Genomic DNA, 17,965 nt, shown 5'->3' on the forward strand with positions numbered 1-17,965 from the left:
GGCCGTGTCGTCACGATGCAACGGTGAACGAACGGTGAATGCCGTCCATGCGGGTCACCGGCCTATTCGCAGGTGGTGTCCGCGGCGTTGGTGACGGTCAGGTCCTCGGGCAGATGCGTCGGGCTGGCGCCGGTGCCCTTCAGCACGTGTACCTGTACTTCCGACCCGCTCGGCGTCGGGGCGTTCACCGTGTAGAAATCAGAGCCCAGCACTACCTGCACCACGCTGCCCATGCCCGTCACCCGCTCGATGGTCGGGTTGGTGAAGGAGCTGGCCACGGTCGCGGCGGCCTCCTCGTTCCCGGGGGAGAAGAACACCGTGGTCGCCGGAAGCGTGCTCGGGTAGTCGTCGGGGGTATTGACGTTGAAGCCGTGTTCCTGCAGTTCGGTGGCCGCGGTGGAGGCCAGGCCGCTCTGGCCCGTCGAGTTCGACACCTGCACAGTGACCTGCTGCGGTTCGGTGGTGATGGCGTTGACCATCTCACCGCTGTCGGTGGCCGGGGCAGGCGCCGGAACCGACGAGGGCGTCGCTGATGCTTCGGGGGGAGCGGCAGCCTGGACCGACGACGTCGCAGATTCGGGAGTGCCGGGTACCGGGGTGTTGTCGGGGTTCTTCTCGCCAGGGAGCGGATCGTCGTTGATGATTGCGTCGAACAGGGAACGCATGTCGTCGGTTCGCGGAACCTCGTTGCCATACTCGTCGGCGTAACCCACGGTCGGCACCGTCACGAACGTGATCCGGCCCGCGTTGACCCCCTGGACCGACTGTCCGAGGTCCACGAGGTCCCTCGTCCTGATGTTGTCGACGAAGCTGTCGCTGATGAACATGTTGACCACGTTGTTCAGCTTGTTCAGCGAGAAGAAGGTGTCCCGGGAGATCAGCGTGCGCAGCAGCGACGAGAGGAACAGCTGCTGTCGTTTGATGCGGCCGTAGTCCCCGTTGTACTCGGTGGTGACCTGGCGGGCCCGCACGTAGTTCAGCGCGGTGTGGCCGTCGATCGTCTGACGACCGGCGCTGGCCAGCACGGTGCCCAACTCGTAGTCCTCAAGCGGGGTGGTGCTGCACACCTCTATCCCGCCGAGTGCGTCGACCATCTTCGAGAAGCCGGCGAAGTCGACCGCCATGAACCGGTTGATGGAGAGGCCGGACAGCTTCTGGATCACCTTCACCAGGCATTTCGGACCGCCGAAGGCGAAGGCCGAGTTCAGCTTGGTTTCGGTGTAGACCTCGTCCGGACCGTAGGTCTCGGTCTCCTCGTCGTACAGCGGACCATAGGTTGCGGACTCGGCGTTCCAGGGCTCGCACTTCATCGGAGTGATCGAGAGGTCACGCGGGAACGACACGGCGACCACACGCCGCCGGTCGGCGGGGATGTTCACCAGCATGATCGTGTCCGACCGGGCACCGCCGGCGTCCTCGGTCCCGCCGGCACCCATGCCGCCGTTTTCGCCGAACCGGCTGTCGGTGCCCACGATCAGGAAGTTCTCGTCACCGAACTGGGCGTTGGGGTCGACGATGTCGCGCGAATTGAGGTCGAGTGCAGCCACCTTGTTGAGGCTGTTGTTCTTCGAGCTTTGCCACTGCCAGGCCCCGCCGGTCAGTACCAGGGTGAGGACCGCGAGTATCGCCGCGGCGGCTCGGCCGGCCAGCATCACGCGGCGGTTGATCGGTGGCCGCACCCGTTCGATCTCGTCGGTGTCGGCGCGATCGTCCTCCGAATCGTGCTCGTCCGCCGACGTCGGGCGGACCCGCCACGACGGGCGCGCTTTGGGCACGTCGTACTCGTAGACCGCCAGGGCCGGCAATACGTCGGTGTTCTCGACGTCCGTCTCGCGGTGATCCGGCGAGTCCTCGAAGTGTTCCTCGAAAGGCTCCGGGTACTCCTCGGCCTCTGGGGAATCCCGGGGTTCGTCGAGTTCGGCGTCGATCCGCACCGCTTCGATCACGTCGGTCGGGTCGGGTACCGGCGGGCGGACATACGCCGGTGCATACGCAGGTTCGGGTTCGGGTTCGGCTTCGAGCTCGGGTTCCGGGTCCCAGGCGTGGGCGGGTTCCTGGTCGAGCTCGGGTTCCGGGCTCCACGCGTGGGCCGGCTCCAGGTCTGGTTCGGGCTCGGGATCCCAGGCGTGCTCGGGCTCGGGGTCCCAGGCGTGGGCGGGTTCCTGGTCTGGCTCTGGCTCGGGCTCGTCGGGTTCCAGCCGGTGACGGCTCGGTGTGTACCCGGTTCCGGCGACCTTGGCGATCAGATCGGCGACAGTTACCCCGTCGGCGTGACTGCCGGTGGGTTCATCGAGGGGCGAATCATCGGGTGACGGGGCATCCTGGCGTTCCCACGGCGCGGCGCCTGGCAAAGGCTCCCGGGATCGGGTAATCCATTGGTTGTCCGACGAATCCTCCGGAGCGCGGCGCCGACGGCCGGGAGTGGCGTTATCACCGTCACTCATGTCGTTACCGGCCTCCGACTCTTCGAACTAAGCGCGTGCGCGTCGGTGCGCATCGTTCCTGCGGTGTGAATGGGTGCTGCTGAGGTTTTTCTCCTCATCTCTTCTAGCAGCACTGTGCCGGACTGGCTACCTGAGCCGGCCGCGGCAAGGTTTTCATCGTACTGAGCCACCCTGAGGCTGAGCTAGACCCAACCCGGTGACAGTGCCGTCTCGATGTCATCTCGGAGCGAGTGCAGGTCAGCCTCCGGAATGCATCACGTCGGCTCCGGCCGGCACAGCGCAGTCGTCGGGGTCGTCGAGCCACCCCTCGGGCAAAGATACCGAGGCGGCCGAGCCCTGGCGCCCGCGCGGACCGGTGGCCGCGGGCGGGAACGGGGCGTCGCCGTCCAGTTGGTCGAGCAGGGCGCTGAGTTCGGCCCGGGTCTTGACGAGTGCCAGCCCGCGCCGGAGGTCGGCGCCGGCGGGGAACCCGTGCATGTACCAGGCCACGTGCTTGCGGATATCGCGCATGCCCTTGTCCTCGCCGAAGTGCTCGCTGAGCAGCTCGCCGTGGCGGCGCACGATGTCGGCCACCTCGCCCAGATTCGGCGGGGTGGCAGCGGGGCGCCCGTTGAAGGCTGCCGAGAGTTCGGCGAACAGCCATGGCCGGCCCAGGCAGCCGCGGCCGATCACCACGCCGTCGCAGCCGGTCGCGGCCATCATCGCCAGCGCGTCGTCGGCCTCGAAGATGTCGCCGTTGCCCAGCACCGGGATACCGGTGACATGGGCTTTCAGTGCCGCGATCTGATCCCAGTCGGCGGTGCCCGAATAACGTTGTGCCGCAGTGCGAGCGTGCAGTGCGACGGCTGCCGCGCCCTCCTCAGCGGCGATCCGTCCCGCGTCCAGGTGGGTGTGGTGGGCGTCGTCGATGCCGATCCGGAACTTCACCGTCACCGGAATATCGGTGCCCGCGACACCCCGGACCGCGGCCGCCACGATCTGGCCGAACAGGCGACGCTTGTACGGGAGGGCCGAGCCGCCACCACGCTTGGTGACCTTGGGTACCGGGCAGCCGAAATTCATGTCGATGTGATCGGCCATGCCCTCGTCGGCGATCATCTTGGCCGCGAGGTAGGTGGTCTCCGGATCGACGGTGTAGAGCTGCAGCGACCGTGGTGACTCGTCGGGCCCGAACGTCGTCATGTGCAGGGTCACCGGATGGCGCTCGACCAGGGCCCGCGCCGTGACCATCTCGCACACGTACAGCCCGCTGACGGTTCCGGCACGGGCGATCTCGAGCTCACGGCACAGTGTGCGGAACGCCACATTGGTCACCCCGGCCATCGGGGCGAGCACAACGGGACTGGGCAACGCGAACGGCCCGATCCGCAGTTGGGATCGGGCCGGCGCTGCCGTTGCAGGGGGTGGGGCCGTCAGCGTCATGCAGGCGACGAGGACGACACCAGCAGGTTCTTCATGGCCTTCTTCTCGGCGACCTTGCGCTCACGCTCGAGGCGACGCTCCTTGGCGACCTCGAACTTGTCGCAGGCGTCCTCGAGCTCCTCGACGATGCGGCCGATATCGTCACGCAGCCGGGCGCCCTCGCCGGTGAAGTCTTCACGCTCGAAGATCCGCCACTTGCGCAGGACCGGCATCACCACGTCGTCCAGGTGGATGCGCGGGTCGTAGACGCCGCCGACGGCGATGATGACGGCCTTACGGCGGAAGTCGGGCACCGTGTAGCCGGGCATCTTGAAGTTGTCCAGCACCCGGTGCAGCGAGGCCATGCCCTGGTTGGGGGCGATGTCGAGCCCGGCCGCCGAGACGTCCCGGTAGAAGATCATGTGCAGGTTCTCGTCGGCCGAGATGCGCTGCAGCAGTTGGTCGGCGATCGGGTCGTCGCAGGCCTTGCCGGTGTTGCGGTGGCTGACGCGGGTCGCGAGTTCCTGGAACGACACATACATCACCGAGTCGAACAGGCTCTCGGCGAACAGATCGCCCTGCTGGTTCTGGCCGGGCGAGAAACCGCGGGTGACCTGCTCGACGCGCAGTTCCTCCAGCTCGACGGGGTCCACGGCGCGGGTCACTACGAGGTAGTCGCGCAGGGCGATGCCGTGGCGGTTCTCCTCGGCGGTCCAGCGGTTGACCCAGTTGCCCCAGGCGCCGTCCATGCCCATGTTCATCGCGATCTCGCGGTGATACGAGGGCAGGTTGTCCTCGGTGAGCAGGTTCTGAATCATCGCGGTTCGAGCGACCTCGGACAGCTTGGACTGCTCGGGATCCCAGTCCTGCCCGCCGAGTGCGTAGTAGTTCTTGCCGTCCGACCACGGAATGAAGTCGTGCGGATTCCAGTCCTTACGCATCCGCATGTGGCGGTTGATGCTGGTCTCTACGACAGGCTCAAGTTCATGCAGGAGCTGCAGGTCGGTGTATTCCTGCGACATGTGCTCCACCCTCCTCGCGTCTCGGGGACGCTCAGTTATCTGTACCTGTTGGTAGCAGTCAATATATCTGTGTAACTCGGTGACATCAAGTTGCCCCGCTCGTGTTGCGCGAGCCCTGTTTCGCGAGTCCTGCGCCGCGTGCGGTGCACCGGTAGGATCCGCACGAACATCTGTCGGATACCCACGCTCGGAGGTTGGGCACACGTGAAAATGTCTGTCGTCGGTGCCGGAGCCGTGTTCGCCTCCGGTGCGGCCGTATCCCTGCTGTTCGGTGCCGGCGTGGCCGCCGCCGCCCCTGACGTGGTGGGCCAGACTTACTCGGACGCCTCGAGCGCGATCGAGGATAGCGGTTCCAGTGCCAAGGTGGCGGTCACCGTGGGAAGCAAACTGTCCCAGGGGGATTGCATCGTCACCAACGCGTGGGACGCGCCGTTCGTGCGGGACGGTAGTCACGCATCCGGCGAGGTCATGGTCGCTTTGAACTGCGACGGTGCGCACGCTTCCGCCAACCATCCGGGCGCTTCGGTCGCCAGCCCGGCAGGCCGCGAGGCCAAGGCAGCCGACGATCTCGAGGAAGCGAAGCAGGCGTACGCCGAGCAGCAGGCCCAGCTCGCCGAGCAGGAAGGGCTTGCCGAGGCCAGCACCCCCGACGAGTAAGGGCTAATTACTCGAATGTGAGCCCCGCTGCCGACTAAAATCCTGGTCAGCTCCCAAAGAGTGTTGCCGTGACACCTTGTCGCGGACCGCGGGGTTGCTGATATGTACGGCCCGAAGCGCCGTCGCCCCACCTCTCCGGGAGAGATCGCCGGACGGGGAAGGTCGGGCCAGATGAAGATCGCGATCGGGTTCGGAAGCGCTATCGGCATGTCCGCGGCGGGTTTTGCGTTCGCGGTGATGGGGGCGGGGGCGGCTCAGGCGGCGCCGGACGTCGTGGGACAGACATACAGTGACGCGGTGAGCGCCATCGAGGATGGTGGCGGCACGGCGCATGTCGCCGTCAGCGTGGGTAGCCGGTTGCCGCGCGACGAGTGCATCGTCACCAATGCCTGGACCGTTCGGCAGTTGGTGCCGCAGACGTCCGACACGTACTACGAATACCGCGAGGACGTGACAGAAGTGTCGCTCAACTGCGACGGTGACCACGCCACCGAGACCCATCCGGGCGCGTCCATCGGCAGCCCGGCGGGCCGTGAGGCCAAGGCTGCCGAAGATGAGGCCGCCGCCGCCGAGCAGCAGCCGATCGCCGAGGCCAGTACCCCCGACGAATAACGGGGGCTTCGGGGAGTTCGCTCAGAAACTGGCGATGCGCCCGAGCAGCATGTCGACGCAGTAGTCGATGAACTGTTCGCGGCTGGCCGGCAGCCTCTCGTCGAGGTAGGCGCTGAACAGCGCGGTCAGTGCTCCGATCAGACTGGTGGCGACCATGGCCTGGCGCACCGGGTCGGCGATGCGGGTCAGTTTGCGCTGCAGTAGTCCGATGAAGTTGGGCATCCATTCCGCGCCCGAGCGGGTCAGCACCGGTTCGGATTCCGGGGCCAGCAGCAGCACGCGGCCCTGGGTCGGGTCGTCCACCATCAGTGCGACGAATCGCTCGACCGCGTCGCGGGGCGTGGCCGCTGTGGTGAGGGCCGACATCGCCCGGGCGCAGACGTCGTCGTAGACGGCCCGGACGAACGTGTCGCGGTCGCTGAAGCTCTCGTAGAAGTAGCGTTCGGTGAGTTCGGCTGCGCGGCAGACAGCGCGGACCGTCAGGGCCGGGCCCTCGGCTTTGCCGAGTAGGCCGACCCCTGCTGCGATCAGTTCGTCGCGACGACGGGCCGCGCGTTCCTGCAGCGGAACGCCCGACCATCGGCCGCGTCGTTGACCGGATGGCACATCTACTCCTAAGCTCTGATGACAACGTGTGTAGTCACAATTGAAACTCCGACCTTCGTTCTGCCGGCAGAAAGCGCACCTGTGACACAAGATACTTCTGAGACATGCCCGGTGACCAGCGGTTCCGATGCGGTGGCGGCGGGTTGCCCAGCCGCCCCGGGCGGGTACGAGGCGCCGCCGATACCCCTGGGGCCGGATTCGCTGACGTGGAAGTACTTCGGTGACTGGCGCGGCATGCTGCAGGGCCCGTGGGCCGGCTCGATGCAGAACATGCATCCGCAACTCGGTGCCGCGGTCGAGGAGCACTCGATCTTCTTTCAGGAGCGCTGGCCCCGCCTGCTGCGCTCGCTGTACCCGATCGGCGGCGTCGTGTTCGACGGCGATCGGGCGCCGCAGACCGGCGCCGAGGTGCGCGACTACCACGTCAACATCAAGGGCGTGGACGCTCAGGGGCGCCGCTATCATGCGTTGAATCCCGAAGTCTTCTACTGGGCGCATTCGACGTTCTTCGTCGGCACGATCATCGTTGCCGACCGGCTCGCGGGCGGGATCTCCGAAGCGGAGAAACGGCAACTCTTCGAGGAACACAAGCAGTGGTACTCGATGTACGGGATGAGCATGCGCCCCGTACCGGAAACCTGGGAGGACTTCCAGGTCTACTGGGAACACATGTGCCGCAACGTGTTGGAGAACAACACCGCGGCCCGTGAGGTCTTGGATCTGTCCGAGCTGCCCAAGCCGCCGTTCGCGTCGAAGATGCCCGACTGGATGTGGGCGCTGCAGCGCAAGTATGTGGTGCACCCGTTGTTCGTCTGGTTCACCGTCGGTCTGTATCACCCGGCGGTGCGCGAGCTGATGGGCTACACCTGGTCGGAGCGCGACGAGAAAGTGCATCGCCTGTTGGGCAAGGCGATCGGCAAGGTGTTCGCAGTGGTGCCGCGTCGGCGCCGCATGCATCCGCGGGCGCGCACTGCGTGGGATCGTGTCACCGGCCGTCTCCCGGCGGACGCGCCGCTGGTGCACACCCCGGCCCGCAACCTGCCGCCAATCGGCCACCGCGACAACGGGATGCATTACTGCCCGAAGGTCTGAGCGGACCGCCTCAGCGCCCGACGAACGGGGCGTTCTGCGGGCAGTAGACCTTGACCGCACCCCGGACCAAGTTCGCGGCCTGGTGCTTGTCGATGCCCGCCTGGTTCATCAGCTGACTGATCACTCCACGCACCGTGCGGGCGGGCTCGATCTTGCCCTTCGTCAGCGCGTCGCAGACGCCGCGACCGACCTGGCCGGCCTCCTCGGCGGACGTGGTGGGAATTTTCAGGTCGTTGACGATGGTGAAGAACTGGTCGTCCTGAGTGTCCGCGTGGGCCGGCGCGACCCCGAATGCGGCGCTTGCCGCGAGCGCGGCGGTGCCGATCGCGGTCGCCATGGCTCGAGTGCGTAGGCGCCGGGAGAACATGCTGCTGACTCCTTCATGCTGTCGACCCCGAACGTGAACACGGGTCGCGAAATTTATCCGAAATCTCGCGGTCTTCGTTACGTTGGGCCGTCCGACCTCAGTGCACCACGATAAACGGCCTGGCCCGTACTGCGCAGGCCGCGTCGACGCGTCGCGGCCGTGAGGCGGCCGTAGCGGTTCGGCTACGTGCGCGAAATTGGGTGGCAACGACGGCAGGCGAGGCTGGCCCCCATGACGACCACCTATGAGCAGATCGGCGGGGGCGAGGCACTCGAGACCGTCGTTGAGGACTTCTACCGGCGGGTACTCGCCGACGACGAGCTGGCCGGTTTCTTCACCGGAACCAACATGGCCAGGCTCAAGGGCAGGCAGGTCGAGTTCTTCGCCGCGGCGCTGGGCGGCCCCGTGCAGTACAGCGGAGCACCGATGCGTCAGGTCCATCAAGGCCGCGGCATCACGATGCATCACTTCAAGCTGGTGGCCGGCCACCTCGCGGACAGCCTGGCCGGTGCCGGGGTGCCCGAACCGATCGTGGGCCAGATCATCGCCGCGATTGCTCCGCTCGCCGACGAGATCGCGACCGCGCGGAGCGCGTAATCCGCTGGAGCGCGGAGCGCGTGAAACGCACAGTGACCCGCCTTGCGGCGGGTGTGTGGTGCCCCCAGTAGGGCTCGAACCTACGACCTGCGGATTAAAAGTCCGTAGCTCTACCAACTGAGCTATAGGGGCGCGAGAAGACAGGGTACAAGATGACCGAAATTGGTGCTGCGACCACCTGGTTTGAAGATTTGGGCATCCGTACCCTAAGCTATCGAAGCTCCCAACGGACACGTTGTGAACACCCCGGAGAGATTCGGATTAGGCCCCCATCGTCTAGTGGCCTAGGACGCCGCCCTTTCACGGCGGTAGCACGGGTTCGAATCCCGTTGGGGGTACGCAACACGGAAACGTGGAGCATGCTGGAAAAGTAAGGCCCTGTGGCGCAGTTGGTTAGCGCGCCGCCCTGTCACGGCGGAGGTCGCGGGTTCGAGTCCCGTCAGGGTCGCCATCACGGCGAGGCACTTCGGTCTAAGGCCGACGGCCTTCCGGCCAGGTAGCTCAGTTGGTACGAGCGTCCGCCTGAAAAGCGGAAGGTCGCCGGTTCGATCCCGGCCCTGGCCACTGAGAGAACCCACTGGCGACGGTGGGTTTTTCTGTAACTGCAGACGGTTGGCGCAATGCGTCCGATGACCCACAGTGCCCCATTCCGGAGTTAGTCGCCTACGCGGTGGCCCGTTGACCCCGCAGCGGGTCACTCCGAAGCGTCGATCGCTCGTTGGAATCCGCCCGGCAGCGGGATGGGGCGGCGGTACTCTCAGCGCACTATGAGGACGCGACTGTCCTTCGTGACTGCGGTGTTCGCCGTGCTGCCGATTGTGAACGCGGGTACGGCTTCGGCGAACGAGTACTCGTGCGCCAACGCCGCCGCGGCGAACGGCTACGTCAACAAGAACAAGTTCCTCGCGGAGGTACAGCAGGACTGCGCCGTCGCATATGGGATCGCTTATGCGGACGGCATCGGCACTCAATCCGAGGCCGGAGCCGCTGTCGCCGCCGCCGAGCAGTACCTACGTTCACGTGGATACGACGCCGCGACGGTTGAGCAGATGGACATCGCCGGACACGGGGTGTAGTCGCCGCGAGTTACTCCGCGGGCGGTGGGCTCGGTCATGTCCGGAGCGTAGGCCGAGGCAGTGACGCGAGTCGACAGGTTTGCCGGGTGGTGCGGTGGCGCGCCGTTCAGAACGCAAGCTGCAACGTGAAGAGCGACAGCAGTGCGAACGGCGCAGAGGCCACGAGGACCAGCACGATCGGGATGATCGCGCGGCCCGCGACCACGGACACCCACGCACCTACGACGACCACGATGCTCCCGACAGCAGCGCCACGGAGGCCGGCTACGTCGGTTCCCGGCGGTGCGACGCCGTTCTCGAACTTCGAGGCCATGTCCGTATCGGAGAGCACTGTGAACGCCAGCACGTATGCGATGACCATCGCCATGATGCCGATCGCCGAAAGTCCAGGGTTGCGGCGCAGTTCGGGACTCATGGCTCCATCGTGGGCCGCGTGGCAGGCCTACCGGATCAGTAGAACTACGCGAACCGCGGTCGAGTGCCGACGGGAGCGGAGGCCGGGGGTGTCAGCCCTCGCGCACGGGGATGGCCTCCGCCAACTCCGCGGACAGTCGCCACCGGGCAGGGTGGCCGTCTGCAACCGAACCACCGGTGCTGAGGGTGACGTGCGCGGCGACACAGAAGTCGTCGGCAGGATTCCACTGCACTCCCGTCCTACCGAACGATGACAAGAGCCGCCTTCCCCCGAGAGCTGCCCAACGTCGATCGAGAAGCTGTTCTCGCAGCGTCTCCCTCGATCCCAGTCCCGCCTCTTCGAGCCGCTGAGCTTCGGCGACCCCATCGGAGCTCTCGTGGCTGTGATAGGCGCTGATGATGCCGTCCAGGGTCGGCTTGATGATGTCGACCAACGAGTTCGCGGGCCTATGCTTCCTCGTGTCTGTCACGTGGAGCGTGAGGACGAAACGCGTTGGGGCGGCGGCTGTCTCGGCCGGTGGCGCCGCGAAGTCCCGGATGGCCTTCCACACCGGGGCGGGCTTGTCGGCGACGGAGTCCACGGGAACGCCGGTGAATGCGGCCACCTGCTTACCGGGTCTCCAGAACTCGAACGCGTTGTCGGCTGCTTCGCGGTAACGCTGGTAGTGCAGGGCCGCGCCTTCGGTCAGTCCGCTCCCCGGCGGTGGCATCGGCATCGCGTAGCCGCGTTCGAAAGTCACCGACTGTGACATCAGTGGCCGGAGCGCGCCGCTGCCCACGTTGTAGAGCAAGACGTTCTCGGTGTCGACGAACTCACCGTCATCAGCTGCGCTGTACACCGCATGCAGGTGTCCACCCGATCTGGGAGCTGAGTTGCGCAGTGCTCGACACAGGTCGTTTCGCATCTCGAGCACCCAGTCGCGTGGTTCATACGGCAAGCGGACCGTCGACCACAGTTCGACGGCGTCGGGTGCGGCTCGCAACGCGTATGGGGCTGGCGGCATGTGGGGAGCTTGCCACGGGCCGGTGACACGGTCGGCTTGTTCGTGGAGCGGCCGTGCTACTGACCGTAGGTGGAACGGAGGTTCGCGTGGATCAGGGTGTTGACCCGTTTCCGCATGTGGCCGGCCACCGTCTCGTCGGGCGCCGGCTCGTCGACCGTCAGCGTCCACCTCAGGTCCGTGCCTCCGCCCGGGCCGCCCTGCGGTAACTCGAAGATGATCCGCGCGTCCGGCCGCCGCGGCCACAGCGACGACCACACCACGAAGTCCGGCTCCCGGCACTCCAGCACCGCGGGCGGCACCTCGTCGTCGAGCAGGTGCAGCCACGGCCGCGCTTCGCTGCGGTTCGGGGCGGTGAGATCTTCGAACACCACGTGCGGCGGTGCGGGGAGATTCCGCTGCCTGGATCCGATCTCGAACACGCCTCGGAGCATGGCACGGCGAGGTGGGGGCGAGCGAGTGCCTGGGAGGCCACCGCTCAGCCACGGTCTCCACCCGAGTTCAGAGAAGCCCTCGAGCAGCAACGAAGTTGTTTGCCGCCAGTAGACCTTGGCGGTGGCCGATATCGAAGTACTGACCGTCAGTCACATGCACGACGGGCGGCAGGCCGGAGTCCACCAGTCGCAGCAGCGCATCTGTGATCCGGCGCTCTCTACTACGCGGGTCGACTGGTAACTCACGCACGAGATCTATGACCGTCGGCGGAAGAACGTAGCGACTGATGTTGACGAGGGGACCGCAGGTGAGATCGGACGGCGACACCTTCTCCCGAACCTCGGTCAAGACCAACCGATCGTCCTGTCGCGCCACATCGAGGACTCCGTACCGCCCCGCATCAGCCCGGTCAGAGGCGCGGGCGACGACGCCGCTGCCTCCGACCTCTACCTGTTCGGTGAGGTTCAGCAGCGTCGAGGTGGACGGTGCATCGATGAGGACGTCGTCGCCGGAGATATAGTAGAACGACTCCTCACCAACGAAGTCCTCTACCAGGAGTAGTGGGACCGCCGTTCCGTAGTCATCGACATCAAGCCGCTGGTGGAAGAACTGGAACTCGATTCCCCGGCCGATTTCGTTGAGCACCTCGCCCTTCGACTGCCAGGAGTGCCGTGCCAGCAGCGAATCCAAGATCGGATCTGGCGTGTAGTAGTCCTGCACCTGTGACGATCCGGCCCGCACGACCACTGCGATCTGGCCAACACCCGCAGCCCGGCACTCGTCGATGATCAGGTCGATGGCCGGCCGTGAACCGATGGGAAGCATCGCTTTGTCGATCGTCTTGGTGATCGGGAACATCCGTGTCCCCAGCCCCGCGGCCGCGATGACGGCCTTGTGAACCTTCATGGCCAGAAGACTAGGGAACCAGTCACGCCTGCGGGACGCACCTCCGGGTGAGACGAGAGGTCGACATGGAAGTGGAGGCGCATCGACTGGATTCCGCCTCGACGGCCAGTTGCGACAGGCGGATCGCCGTTCAACCTACTCCAACTATAGTTGTGTTACTCTAACTTTAGTTAGAGAGGGATGCGGGTCATGCAGCTGAACAAGCCGTTCGCAACGGTGACGCCGACGCTCGACGGCGACGTGCTTGCCGTCCTGACGAGTGCAGACGTCACGTTCACGATCAGCCAGGTCCAGCGCATCCTCACCAAGGCGTCGGGGGAAGGCATCCGCAAGGTACTCAACCGGCTCACCGCGCAGGGTGTGGTGCTGCACGACGAGGTGGGTAGAACCCACACCTACCGCTTCAACGCCGAGCACCTCGCGGCCGAGCCCATCAGGATGCTGTCGAGGCTGAACTCCACGTTCCTCACCGGACTGGAAGAGCACTTCGACGAGAAGTGGGGCAAGGATCTCAAGTACGCCGCGGTGTTCGGCTCCGCGGCGACCGGGCACATGAAGCTCGACAGCGACATCGACCTGTTCTTGGTCCGTGATGCCGACTCCGAGGACGACGATGCGTGGGACCAGCGGTTGACCGAACTTGCCCGGCTGGTCACCGCGTGGACCGGAAACGACGGCCGAATCGTCGAGTACACCGAGGATGGGTTCCGCGCCGCGGCCGCCGCAGGTGAGCCTCTGCTCCAGGAAGTGTCGAAGCAAGGCCAGACCGTCGCGGGGACGCGGGCCTGGTTCAACGCGCAGCTGCGCGCGGCGAGGAAGTCCTGATGGCGGGACAGCGCAACTGTGACTCCGTGGTCACCGACGGGCGCTTGTCCAAGGCGATCGAGTTCTTCGAGGGTGCCGAGCATCTCGGCGAGGAAATGCCCAATGCCGCCGGCGACCTGTACGTGGACGCGGGTATCGCGGCCTCGGACGTGCTCTGCTGCGTGCGCCTCGGAGTGCACTCGAACACCGGCAACCACAGCGAGGCCGTCGCCTTGCTCAAGCGAGCGGACAGCGGATCGGAGCGGCACCTGAACACCTTGCTCAACTTCAAGAACAAGGCCGCCTACACACATCAGGATCTGACCTCTGCGGAGTTGAAGAAGATGAACCGCGCCGCCGAGCAACTGGTCGAGGCAGCCAAGCAAGCGGTGGCCGCCCGCGGATAGTTCGCGGGTCGTCCGCATGAATCCCAGCTCAACCCGTCCCCGAACCCCGCCTGAACAACCGACGAGAATCGTGGCCCGACGGTCGCGGAGCCCGTTCTCGACCCCCACGAACCCGCAATGTCGGCCCAGCGACCCTTTCGGGATTTGATCGCCTACCTGGCGGGCTACACCGTGCGCAGCACCTTGTCCATCGGCTTGCCGCGCGCCAGCTCATCGACCAGCTTGTCCAGGTAGCGGATCTTGCGCATCAGCGGATCCTCGACCTCCTGTACCTTCACGCCGCAGACGACGCCGGCAATCAGCGAGGCGTTCGGGTTCAGGGAGGCGTCGGCGAAGAACTCCGCGAATGTGGTCTCGTCATCGAGGTGGTTCCGCAGCGTCGTCTCGTCGAAACCGGTCAGCCAGCAGATGGCCTCGTCGAGTTCGGCCTGTGTGCGGCCCTTGCGCTGCATCTTCGCGAGGTAGTGCGGGTACACCGCGGCGACGGCGGTGCCGAAGATCCGGTGTTCCATGCGTCGAGGCTACGGCGTGGTGGCGTCTTGAGCCGACGTCCTTGTGATCGGTAGCAGCGGCCGCGGGAGAAGATGTCTGACAGACGCAATGTCACACACCTTCGTCGACCCGGCATCGTCCATGACGTCCTGTTTGACGGTTCCCAGGTGCTGACTCGAAACGGGGGCCCAGGTCATGAGCACTGCGACACCCGAGGAGCTTCAGGCGCGCATCCGCCGCTGGTCACGCATACAGAACCTGGCCGGCACGATGGCACTCGTCGGTATCGCGCTCCCGTTCGTCACATTTGGAATCGCACTACTGGTGCAGCAGGTCACCGGCGACGACAGCGTCTTCCCCGTTCTCATCTGGATGATCTGGGTAGGCATCGCCCTGCTTGTCGTGGGTGCATTCCTGGAGACCGAAGCACAGGACCGGGTCCGCGAGGCGAGGTTCGCTGCCGGCTACAAGTCCGCCGGCATGGTCGAGTTCCGGAACGAGGAACCATCCACGGACATTGGCGGATTCGATACGTTCACGCTCGTGATCAGCGCCGAGATGCCGGGACAGGAGAAACTCCACCGGCGGCTCTGCAGCCAGGACTACCCGGCAGACGCTGACGTGCATGTGGGGCAGGTCGTGGTCTTCCTCCACACCAACCACGATCCCGACGATCTGGACGACATCCAGTTCGTGCGGTTCGCCGGCGGCCGGAAGAAGCAGGCATGATCGGGGATCGGAACAGCTGCCCCGGCCTTTGAGGCCGGGCCTGCGGGATCCCGACGTCGTCACAGTGGGAGGCGAGTGATGAACAGCTTTTTGTGGTTTCTGGACGGTAGTTGGTCCTGGAATTCGTCGATGACCGGGATCGTGTTCGACTTGCTTGAGGATCGCCTGCCCGACGGTGACCGCAAGGCCGAGATCGTCGAGTTGCGTGACAACAACATCCTGATGCTCGACCTACGTGATCGGTCGCAAGAGCAGCTCGTCGCGATCATCGCCAACGAGCTGAACGGTTACCTCGCGGGTCGATTCGATGCCGACACACGGAAGAACTTTGAACCGGGGTACTCCGAGTTGCTTCGGTTGGCAGTGGCGCAGCATCGCCGCAATCATGCCCAGGGGGTGGCACCGTGACGAAGTGCGGCGCACCGATCGGCGATGAGTATGACGAGGGGTTACGTGGCGGAACCGCTGGCGGGTTTGCGATCTCGATCAGTCTGTATGCCGACGTACCCTCTCCAGCATGACCGACGGGTTCCTCGAGGAACTGGAAGCCCATGCCGAAGTTCGTCTCGGATTGCCTGCTGCGAACGCCTTGGAGATGCTGCGCGATCGGTGGGTATTCATCGGGGACGACCACGATGTTCTGCGCGCGCTGACCGAGCAACTCAGCAAGGACTCCGGATACCTCGAATTCGCGCGCAGGATCCTCACGATCGCGGACTCGCGACTGGCTGCCATCCATGAAGGAACCGAGCCGTTTGTCGCCGACAAGGCGTTCACAGCGGCCGATGCGCGGGTGATCGAGCGCGCTGCGCTTGTTGCACTCGCTGTGGACGCCGACTGGGCGGCGCCCATTCCCCGAATTCTCAGCCGAGCCGCCATCGCACCCCAGGCGGCAGCCAAATCAGCGCCGTCGCAGGCGGCGGCTTTCGCGCTTGCCCGCGCCATCATGGCCGCGCCCACCCCTGAGAGTGTGGCGGGCCTCGCGGACACCACACGCGACGTACGGCACGCCGGGATCAAGAAGAAGTTCACCAGGTACATAAAGGAGGCCCGTCGCGCAATCGCCGGGCGCCCGGACGTCGCCTTGCGCCTGCCGTTCGAAACTGCCCCCTCAAAGGCCCAATTGACCACGTGGACCAAGGCATTGGAGACAGGATGGCTCGTCTCCGCGTCGTGGTCGTATCCGACGTGGATCGACGCTGCATTCGCAGTCCCGGTCGCTCCGATCAGCAAGAGCCTCGTCTGGCAGGTCGTCGGCGGGCCGGCATTCCTCGGCGAGCCCGGCGACTTCGCTGACGCGGAGGGCCGCCCGGTCAGCGTCTGGGACAGCGCCAGAATCCGACTCTGGCACCCCGCTGCGGCGACTCCCGCCGAACGGGACGCGTGGCGTATTCGCGTACGGAACCTGCGACTGGTGCAGCCGTTCGCGCAGGTGTTCCGCGAGCACTACACCGGTGCCGACGCGGACCGGTTGATCGCGGGTCGCGCGGTGCTGAACGTGCGACAGCTGACGGGTCTGTATCGAGCAGAGGGGTGGACGAGCGAAGGCCACGAAACGATCAGCCGACGCGTGGGGACGGTGGGTGCGGAGATGTGGTTCGACGGTTCGGTGTACCCGGGTGCGGGCCTGGAGACATGCAGTGCGGCAGGCCTGCGGGTCGGAGCACTGGGAATGGCCGCGGACGGCTCCGTGACGATCGCCGCCGATGGATGCGACGACGTGCCTGCCAGGTCCGAGATCATTCGCTCGGCCGACCTGATCCTCAGCGCCTCAACTGTCGCGATCGAAGGGTCGTCCGAATCCGGAGGCTCCATCCCTCAATCACCCGCGGGAGTACTCGCAACGCGGCGGGTGATCCTCGAGCACATCCTGGCCGACTTCACATCGGTCGAGCCGGTCCGAATCGGCCAAAGGCACCTGGAGGTCAACGGATTCAGGGTCAGCCTCACCACCGGCCGTGTCACGCGCGACGGCGACCCCGTCGATATCACACCGAACAAGCGGCACGGTGTCTGGCAACCGGCCTCAGATCGGCTGCTGACAACGATCGTCGGAACCGTCGCGGCGCTTCTCGAGACCTAGATCTGCCAGTCGTTGGAGCCGTCGTACCGGGTGTAGGTGCCGGTCGAGTTCTGAACGATGATGGGATCGCCAGGGCGGACGGTGTCGAAGAACCACTGCGCGTTCGACGGGCTGATGTTGATGCAGCCGTGACTGACGTTGCGCTTGCCTTGATCGGCCACAGACCATGGGGCGCTGTGGACAAAGTCGCCGCTGTCGTCGAACCGGACGGCCAGATCGACGTTCAGCTTGTATCCGTTCGGCGAGTTGACCGGAACACCGTAGGTCGACGAATCCATCACCACCGACGGCATCTTCTCCTGAACGTAGAAGGTGCCGTTCGGAGTCTGGTGGCCGCCGGACGCCATGCCCATCGACATCGGGATGGTTTTCTCGACGGTCCCGTTGCGGGTGACGGTCAGTTGGTGGGTGGCGTCGTTGGCCGTGGCCACCAACGCGTCCCCGATGTTGAAGTTGGACACCGTGCCGCCGGCGTCGACGGTGACCGTGGTGTGGGCGGGCCAGAAGCTCAGTGGACGCCAACGCAGTTGTGTGGGGGTGATCCAGTAGAACTTGCCGGGCACTTCGGGGACCGACGAGATGTGGATGGCGTTTTCGGTGGCACCGGCATCGTCGACGGGGCCGGGGAAGTTGATGATGACCGGCTGGGCCACGCCGACGGTCGCCCCGTCGGCCGGCACGAGCCTCGGCGGCTCGAACGGAGCCGGATCTGCCTGCGCGGCACCGGCGCCCAACACCAGCGCACAGCCCACCATCGAAGCCGCTCCGGCCACCCTCAAGGCGCCGAAAAGTCTTCCCGTCGTCCAGTCACTCATCGGAC

21 protein-coding genes and 4 tRNA genes are annotated in these 17,965 nt (G+C 65.7%); 13 read left to right on the forward strand and 12 right to left on the reverse strand.

What is annotated here, in order from left to right:
- Positions 1-62 precede the first annotated feature (62 nt).
- The 3 genes from AB0876_RS01945 to AB0876_RS01955 form a co-directional block, all read right to left on the reverse strand.
- Positions 63-2,444, reverse strand: coding sequence for an LCP family protein (locus AB0876_RS01945; protein ID WP_526041036.1), 2,382 nt, complete (start codon positions 2,442-2,444; stop codon positions 63-65).
- Between the two features lie 237 nt (positions 2,445-2,681).
- The gene (dusB, locus tag AB0876_RS01950; RefSeq protein WP_526041037.1) at positions 2,682-3,866 is read right to left on the reverse strand and encodes a tRNA dihydrouridine synthase DusB; all 1,185 of its coding nucleotides are present in this window, start codon (positions 3,864-3,866) and stop codon (positions 2,682-2,684) included.
- Complete coding sequence (locus AB0876_RS01955) at positions 3,863-4,867, reverse strand: acyl-ACP desaturase (RefSeq protein WP_526041038.1); 1,005 nt, start codon at positions 4,865-4,867, stop codon at positions 3,863-3,865. Before AB0876_RS01955 ends, dusB begins: the two co-directional genes overlap by 4 nt.
- Before the next feature lie 210 nt (positions 4,868-5,077).
- Here AB0876_RS01955 and AB0876_RS01960 point away from each other — a divergent pair, with 210 nt between their 5' ends.
- Together AB0876_RS01960 and AB0876_RS01965 are read left to right on the forward strand one after the other, a co-directional pair.
- A complete protein-coding gene (locus AB0876_RS01960) occupies positions 5,078-5,524 on the forward strand; it encodes a hypothetical protein (RefSeq protein ID WP_526041462.1) in 447 nt (148 codons plus the stop codon).
- A 171-nt stretch (positions 5,525-5,695) separates the two neighbouring features.
- The gene (locus AB0876_RS01965; protein WP_526041039.1) at positions 5,696-6,136 is read left to right on the forward strand and encodes a hypothetical protein; all 441 of its coding nucleotides are present in this window, start codon (positions 5,696-5,698) and stop codon (positions 6,134-6,136) included.
- 21 nt (positions 6,137-6,157) lie between these two features.
- Here the strand turns inward: AB0876_RS01965 and AB0876_RS01970 are convergent, their stop codons facing one another.
- On the reverse strand, positions 6,158-6,742 hold the full coding sequence (locus AB0876_RS01970) for a TetR/AcrR family transcriptional regulator (RefSeq protein WP_491837349.1): 585 nt from the start codon (positions 6,740-6,742) through the stop codon (positions 6,158-6,160).
- Positions 6,743-6,823: 81 nt separating this feature from the next.
- Between AB0876_RS01970 and AB0876_RS01975 the strand changes: the two genes are divergently transcribed.
- Positions 6,824-7,834: an oxygenase MpaB family protein gene (locus AB0876_RS01975; protein WP_526041040.1), complete on the forward strand. Its 1,011-nt coding sequence runs from the start codon at positions 6,824-6,826 to the stop codon at positions 7,832-7,834.
- Positions 7,835-7,844: 10 nt separating this feature from the next.
- On the opposite strand, the gene AB0876_RS01980 is transcribed toward AB0876_RS01975, so the two are convergent.
- Positions 7,845-8,171 carry a DUF732 domain-containing protein gene (locus AB0876_RS01980; protein WP_526041041.1) on the reverse strand — a complete coding sequence of 109 codons (327 nt, stop codon included), beginning with the start codon at positions 8,169-8,171 and terminating at the stop codon, positions 7,845-7,847.
- Between the two features lie 261 nt (positions 8,172-8,432).
- On the opposite strand from AB0876_RS01980, the gene AB0876_RS01985 reads away from it, so the two are divergent.
- Complete coding sequence (locus tag AB0876_RS01985) at positions 8,433-8,798, forward strand: group I truncated hemoglobin (protein ID WP_526041042.1); 366 nt, start codon at positions 8,433-8,435, stop codon at positions 8,796-8,798.
- Between the two features lie 56 nt (positions 8,799-8,854).
- On the opposite strand, the gene AB0876_RS01990 is transcribed toward AB0876_RS01985, so the two are convergent.
- Positions 8,855-8,930 (reverse strand) — tRNA-Lys (locus AB0876_RS01990).
- 133 nt (positions 8,931-9,063) lie between these two features.
- On the opposite strand from AB0876_RS01990, the gene AB0876_RS01995 reads away from it, so the two are divergent.
- From AB0876_RS01995 to AB0876_RS02010, 4 genes are all read left to right on the forward strand, one after another.
- Positions 9,064-9,136: transfer RNA gene (locus tag AB0876_RS01995), tRNA-Glu, on the forward strand.
- 36 nt (positions 9,137-9,172) lie between these two features.
- Positions 9,173-9,249: transfer RNA gene (locus tag AB0876_RS02000), tRNA-Asp, on the forward strand.
- Positions 9,250-9,288: 39 nt separating this feature from the next.
- Positions 9,289-9,362 (forward strand) — tRNA-Phe (locus AB0876_RS02005).
- Between the two features lie 203 nt (positions 9,363-9,565).
- Positions 9,566-9,874: a hypothetical protein gene (locus tag AB0876_RS02010; protein ID WP_526041043.1), complete on the forward strand. Its 309-nt coding sequence runs from the start codon at positions 9,566-9,568 to the stop codon at positions 9,872-9,874.
- A gap of 106 nt (positions 9,875-9,980) precedes the next feature.
- Here the strand turns inward: AB0876_RS02010 and AB0876_RS02015 are convergent, their stop codons facing one another.
- From AB0876_RS02015 to AB0876_RS02030, 4 genes are all read right to left on the reverse strand, one after another.
- Positions 9,981-10,289 (reverse strand): hypothetical protein, encoded by a 309-nt coding sequence (locus tag AB0876_RS02015; protein ID WP_526041044.1) that lies wholly within the window; start codon positions 10,287-10,289, stop codon positions 9,981-9,983.
- Positions 10,290-10,380: 91 nt separating this feature from the next.
- Positions 10,381-11,292 (reverse strand): hypothetical protein, encoded by a 912-nt coding sequence (locus tag AB0876_RS02020; protein WP_526041045.1) that lies wholly within the window; start codon positions 11,290-11,292, stop codon positions 10,381-10,383.
- Positions 11,293-11,348: 56 nt separating this feature from the next.
- Positions 11,349-11,723: a hypothetical protein gene (locus AB0876_RS02025; protein ID WP_526041046.1), complete on the reverse strand. Its 375-nt coding sequence runs from the start codon at positions 11,721-11,723 to the stop codon at positions 11,349-11,351.
- A gap of 67 nt (positions 11,724-11,790) precedes the next feature.
- Positions 11,791-12,630, reverse strand: coding sequence for a sugar phosphate nucleotidyltransferase (locus AB0876_RS02030; protein WP_526041047.1), 840 nt, complete (start codon positions 12,628-12,630; stop codon positions 11,791-11,793).
- Between the two features lie 189 nt (positions 12,631-12,819).
- Here AB0876_RS02030 and AB0876_RS02035 point away from each other — a divergent pair, with 189 nt between their 5' ends.
- On the forward strand, positions 12,820-13,455 hold the full coding sequence (locus tag AB0876_RS02035) for a nucleotidyltransferase domain-containing protein (protein ID WP_526041048.1): 636 nt from the start codon (positions 12,820-12,822) through the stop codon (positions 13,453-13,455).
- A complete protein-coding gene (locus tag AB0876_RS02040; RefSeq protein WP_526041049.1) occupies positions 13,455-13,841 on the forward strand; it encodes a hypothetical protein in 387 nt (128 codons plus the stop codon). Before AB0876_RS02035 ends, AB0876_RS02040 begins: the two co-directional genes overlap by 1 nt.
- Before the next feature lie 164 nt (positions 13,842-14,005).
- On the opposite strand, the gene AB0876_RS02045 is transcribed toward AB0876_RS02040, so the two are convergent.
- A complete protein-coding gene (locus AB0876_RS02045; protein WP_526041050.1) occupies positions 14,006-14,353 on the reverse strand; it encodes a DUF2200 domain-containing protein in 348 nt (115 codons plus the stop codon).
- Between the two features lie 175 nt (positions 14,354-14,528).
- Between AB0876_RS02045 and AB0876_RS02050 the strand changes: the two genes are divergently transcribed.
- The 3 genes from AB0876_RS02050 (at position 14,529) to AB0876_RS02060 (ending at position 17,145) form a co-directional block, all read left to right on the forward strand.
- On the forward strand, positions 14,529-15,062 hold the full coding sequence (locus AB0876_RS02050; protein WP_526041051.1) for a hypothetical protein: 534 nt from the start codon (positions 14,529-14,531) through the stop codon (positions 15,060-15,062).
- A gap of 78 nt (positions 15,063-15,140) precedes the next feature.
- Positions 15,141-15,470: a hypothetical protein gene (locus AB0876_RS02055; RefSeq protein WP_526041052.1), complete on the forward strand. Its 330-nt coding sequence runs from the start codon at positions 15,141-15,143 to the stop codon at positions 15,468-15,470.
- 109 nt (positions 15,471-15,579) lie between these two features.
- Positions 15,580-17,145: a DUF4132 domain-containing protein gene (locus AB0876_RS02060; protein WP_526041053.1), complete on the forward strand. Its 1,566-nt coding sequence runs from the start codon at positions 15,580-15,582 to the stop codon at positions 17,143-17,145.
- Here the strand turns inward: AB0876_RS02060 and AB0876_RS02065 are convergent.
- Complete coding sequence (locus tag AB0876_RS02065) at positions 17,142-17,960, reverse strand: L,D-transpeptidase (RefSeq protein ID WP_526041054.1); 819 nt, start codon at positions 17,958-17,960, stop codon at positions 17,142-17,144. The two genes, AB0876_RS02060 and AB0876_RS02065, sit on opposite strands and share 4 nt — an antisense overlap.
- Positions 17,961-17,965: the final 5 nt, after the last annotated feature.

The sequence above is a fragment of the Mycobacterium sp. NPDC049093 genome (assembly GCF_040704635.1).
GTDB lineage: Bacteria > Actinomycetota > Actinomycetes > Mycobacteriales > Mycobacteriaceae > Mycobacterium.

What these genes read in the sequence shown, in the direction of transcription:
- AB0876_RS01945 (WP_526041036.1), bottom strand. Translation starts at nt 2,444, where the DNA reads ATGAGTGACGGTGATAACGCCACTCCCGGCCGTCGGCGCCGCGCTCCG.
- dusB (WP_526041037.1), bottom strand. Translation starts at nt 3,866, where the DNA reads ATGACGCTGACGGCCCCACCCCCTGCAACGGCAGCGCCGGCCCGATCC.
- AB0876_RS01955 (WP_526041038.1), bottom strand. Translation starts at nt 4,867, where the DNA reads ATGTCGCAGGAATACACCGACCTGCAGCTCCTGCATGAACTTGAGCCT.
- AB0876_RS01960 (WP_526041462.1), top strand. Translation starts at nt 5,078, where the DNA reads ATGTCTGTCGTCGGTGCCGGAGCCGTGTTCGCCTCCGGTGCGGCCGTA.
- AB0876_RS01965 (WP_526041039.1), top strand. Translation starts at nt 5,696, where the DNA reads ATGAAGATCGCGATCGGGTTCGGAAGCGCTATCGGCATGTCCGCGGCG.
- AB0876_RS01980 (WP_526041041.1), bottom strand. Translation starts at nt 8,171, where the DNA reads ATGGCGACCGCGATCGGCACCGCCGCGCTCGCGGCAAGCGCCGCATTC.
- AB0876_RS01985 (WP_526041042.1), top strand. Translation starts at nt 8,433, where the DNA reads ATGACGACCACCTATGAGCAGATCGGCGGGGGCGAGGCACTCGAGACC.
- AB0876_RS02010 (WP_526041043.1), top strand. Translation starts at nt 9,566, where the DNA reads ATGAGGACGCGACTGTCCTTCGTGACTGCGGTGTTCGCCGTGCTGCCG.
- AB0876_RS02015 (WP_526041044.1), bottom strand. Translation starts at nt 10,289, where the DNA reads ATGAGTCCCGAACTGCGCCGCAACCCTGGACTTTCGGCGATCGGCATC.
- AB0876_RS02020 (WP_526041045.1), bottom strand. Translation starts at nt 11,292, where the DNA reads ATGCCGCCAGCCCCATACGCGTTGCGAGCCGCACCCGACGCCGTCGAA.
- AB0876_RS02025 (WP_526041046.1), bottom strand. Translation starts at nt 11,723, where the DNA reads ATGCTCCGAGGCGTGTTCGAGATCGGATCCAGGCAGCGGAATCTCCCC.
- AB0876_RS02030 (WP_526041047.1), bottom strand. Translation starts at nt 12,630, where the DNA reads ATGAAGGTTCACAAGGCCGTCATCGCGGCCGCGGGGCTGGGGACACGG.
- AB0876_RS02035 (WP_526041048.1), top strand. Translation starts at nt 12,820, where the DNA reads ATGCAGCTGAACAAGCCGTTCGCAACGGTGACGCCGACGCTCGACGGC.
- AB0876_RS02040 (WP_526041049.1), top strand. Translation starts at nt 13,455, where the DNA reads ATGGCGGGACAGCGCAACTGTGACTCCGTGGTCACCGACGGGCGCTTG.
- AB0876_RS02045 (WP_526041050.1), bottom strand. Translation starts at nt 14,353, where the DNA reads ATGGAACACCGGATCTTCGGCACCGCCGTCGCCGCGGTGTACCCGCAC.
- AB0876_RS02050 (WP_526041051.1), top strand. Translation starts at nt 14,529, where the DNA reads ATGAGCACTGCGACACCCGAGGAGCTTCAGGCGCGCATCCGCCGCTGG.
- AB0876_RS02055 (WP_526041052.1), top strand. Translation starts at nt 15,141, where the DNA reads ATGAACAGCTTTTTGTGGTTTCTGGACGGTAGTTGGTCCTGGAATTCG.
- AB0876_RS02060 (WP_526041053.1), top strand. Translation starts at nt 15,580, where the DNA reads ATGACCGACGGGTTCCTCGAGGAACTGGAAGCCCATGCCGAAGTTCGT.
- AB0876_RS02065 (WP_526041054.1), bottom strand. Translation starts at nt 17,960, where the DNA reads ATGAGTGACTGGACGACGGGAAGACTTTTCGGCGCCTTGAGGGTGGCC.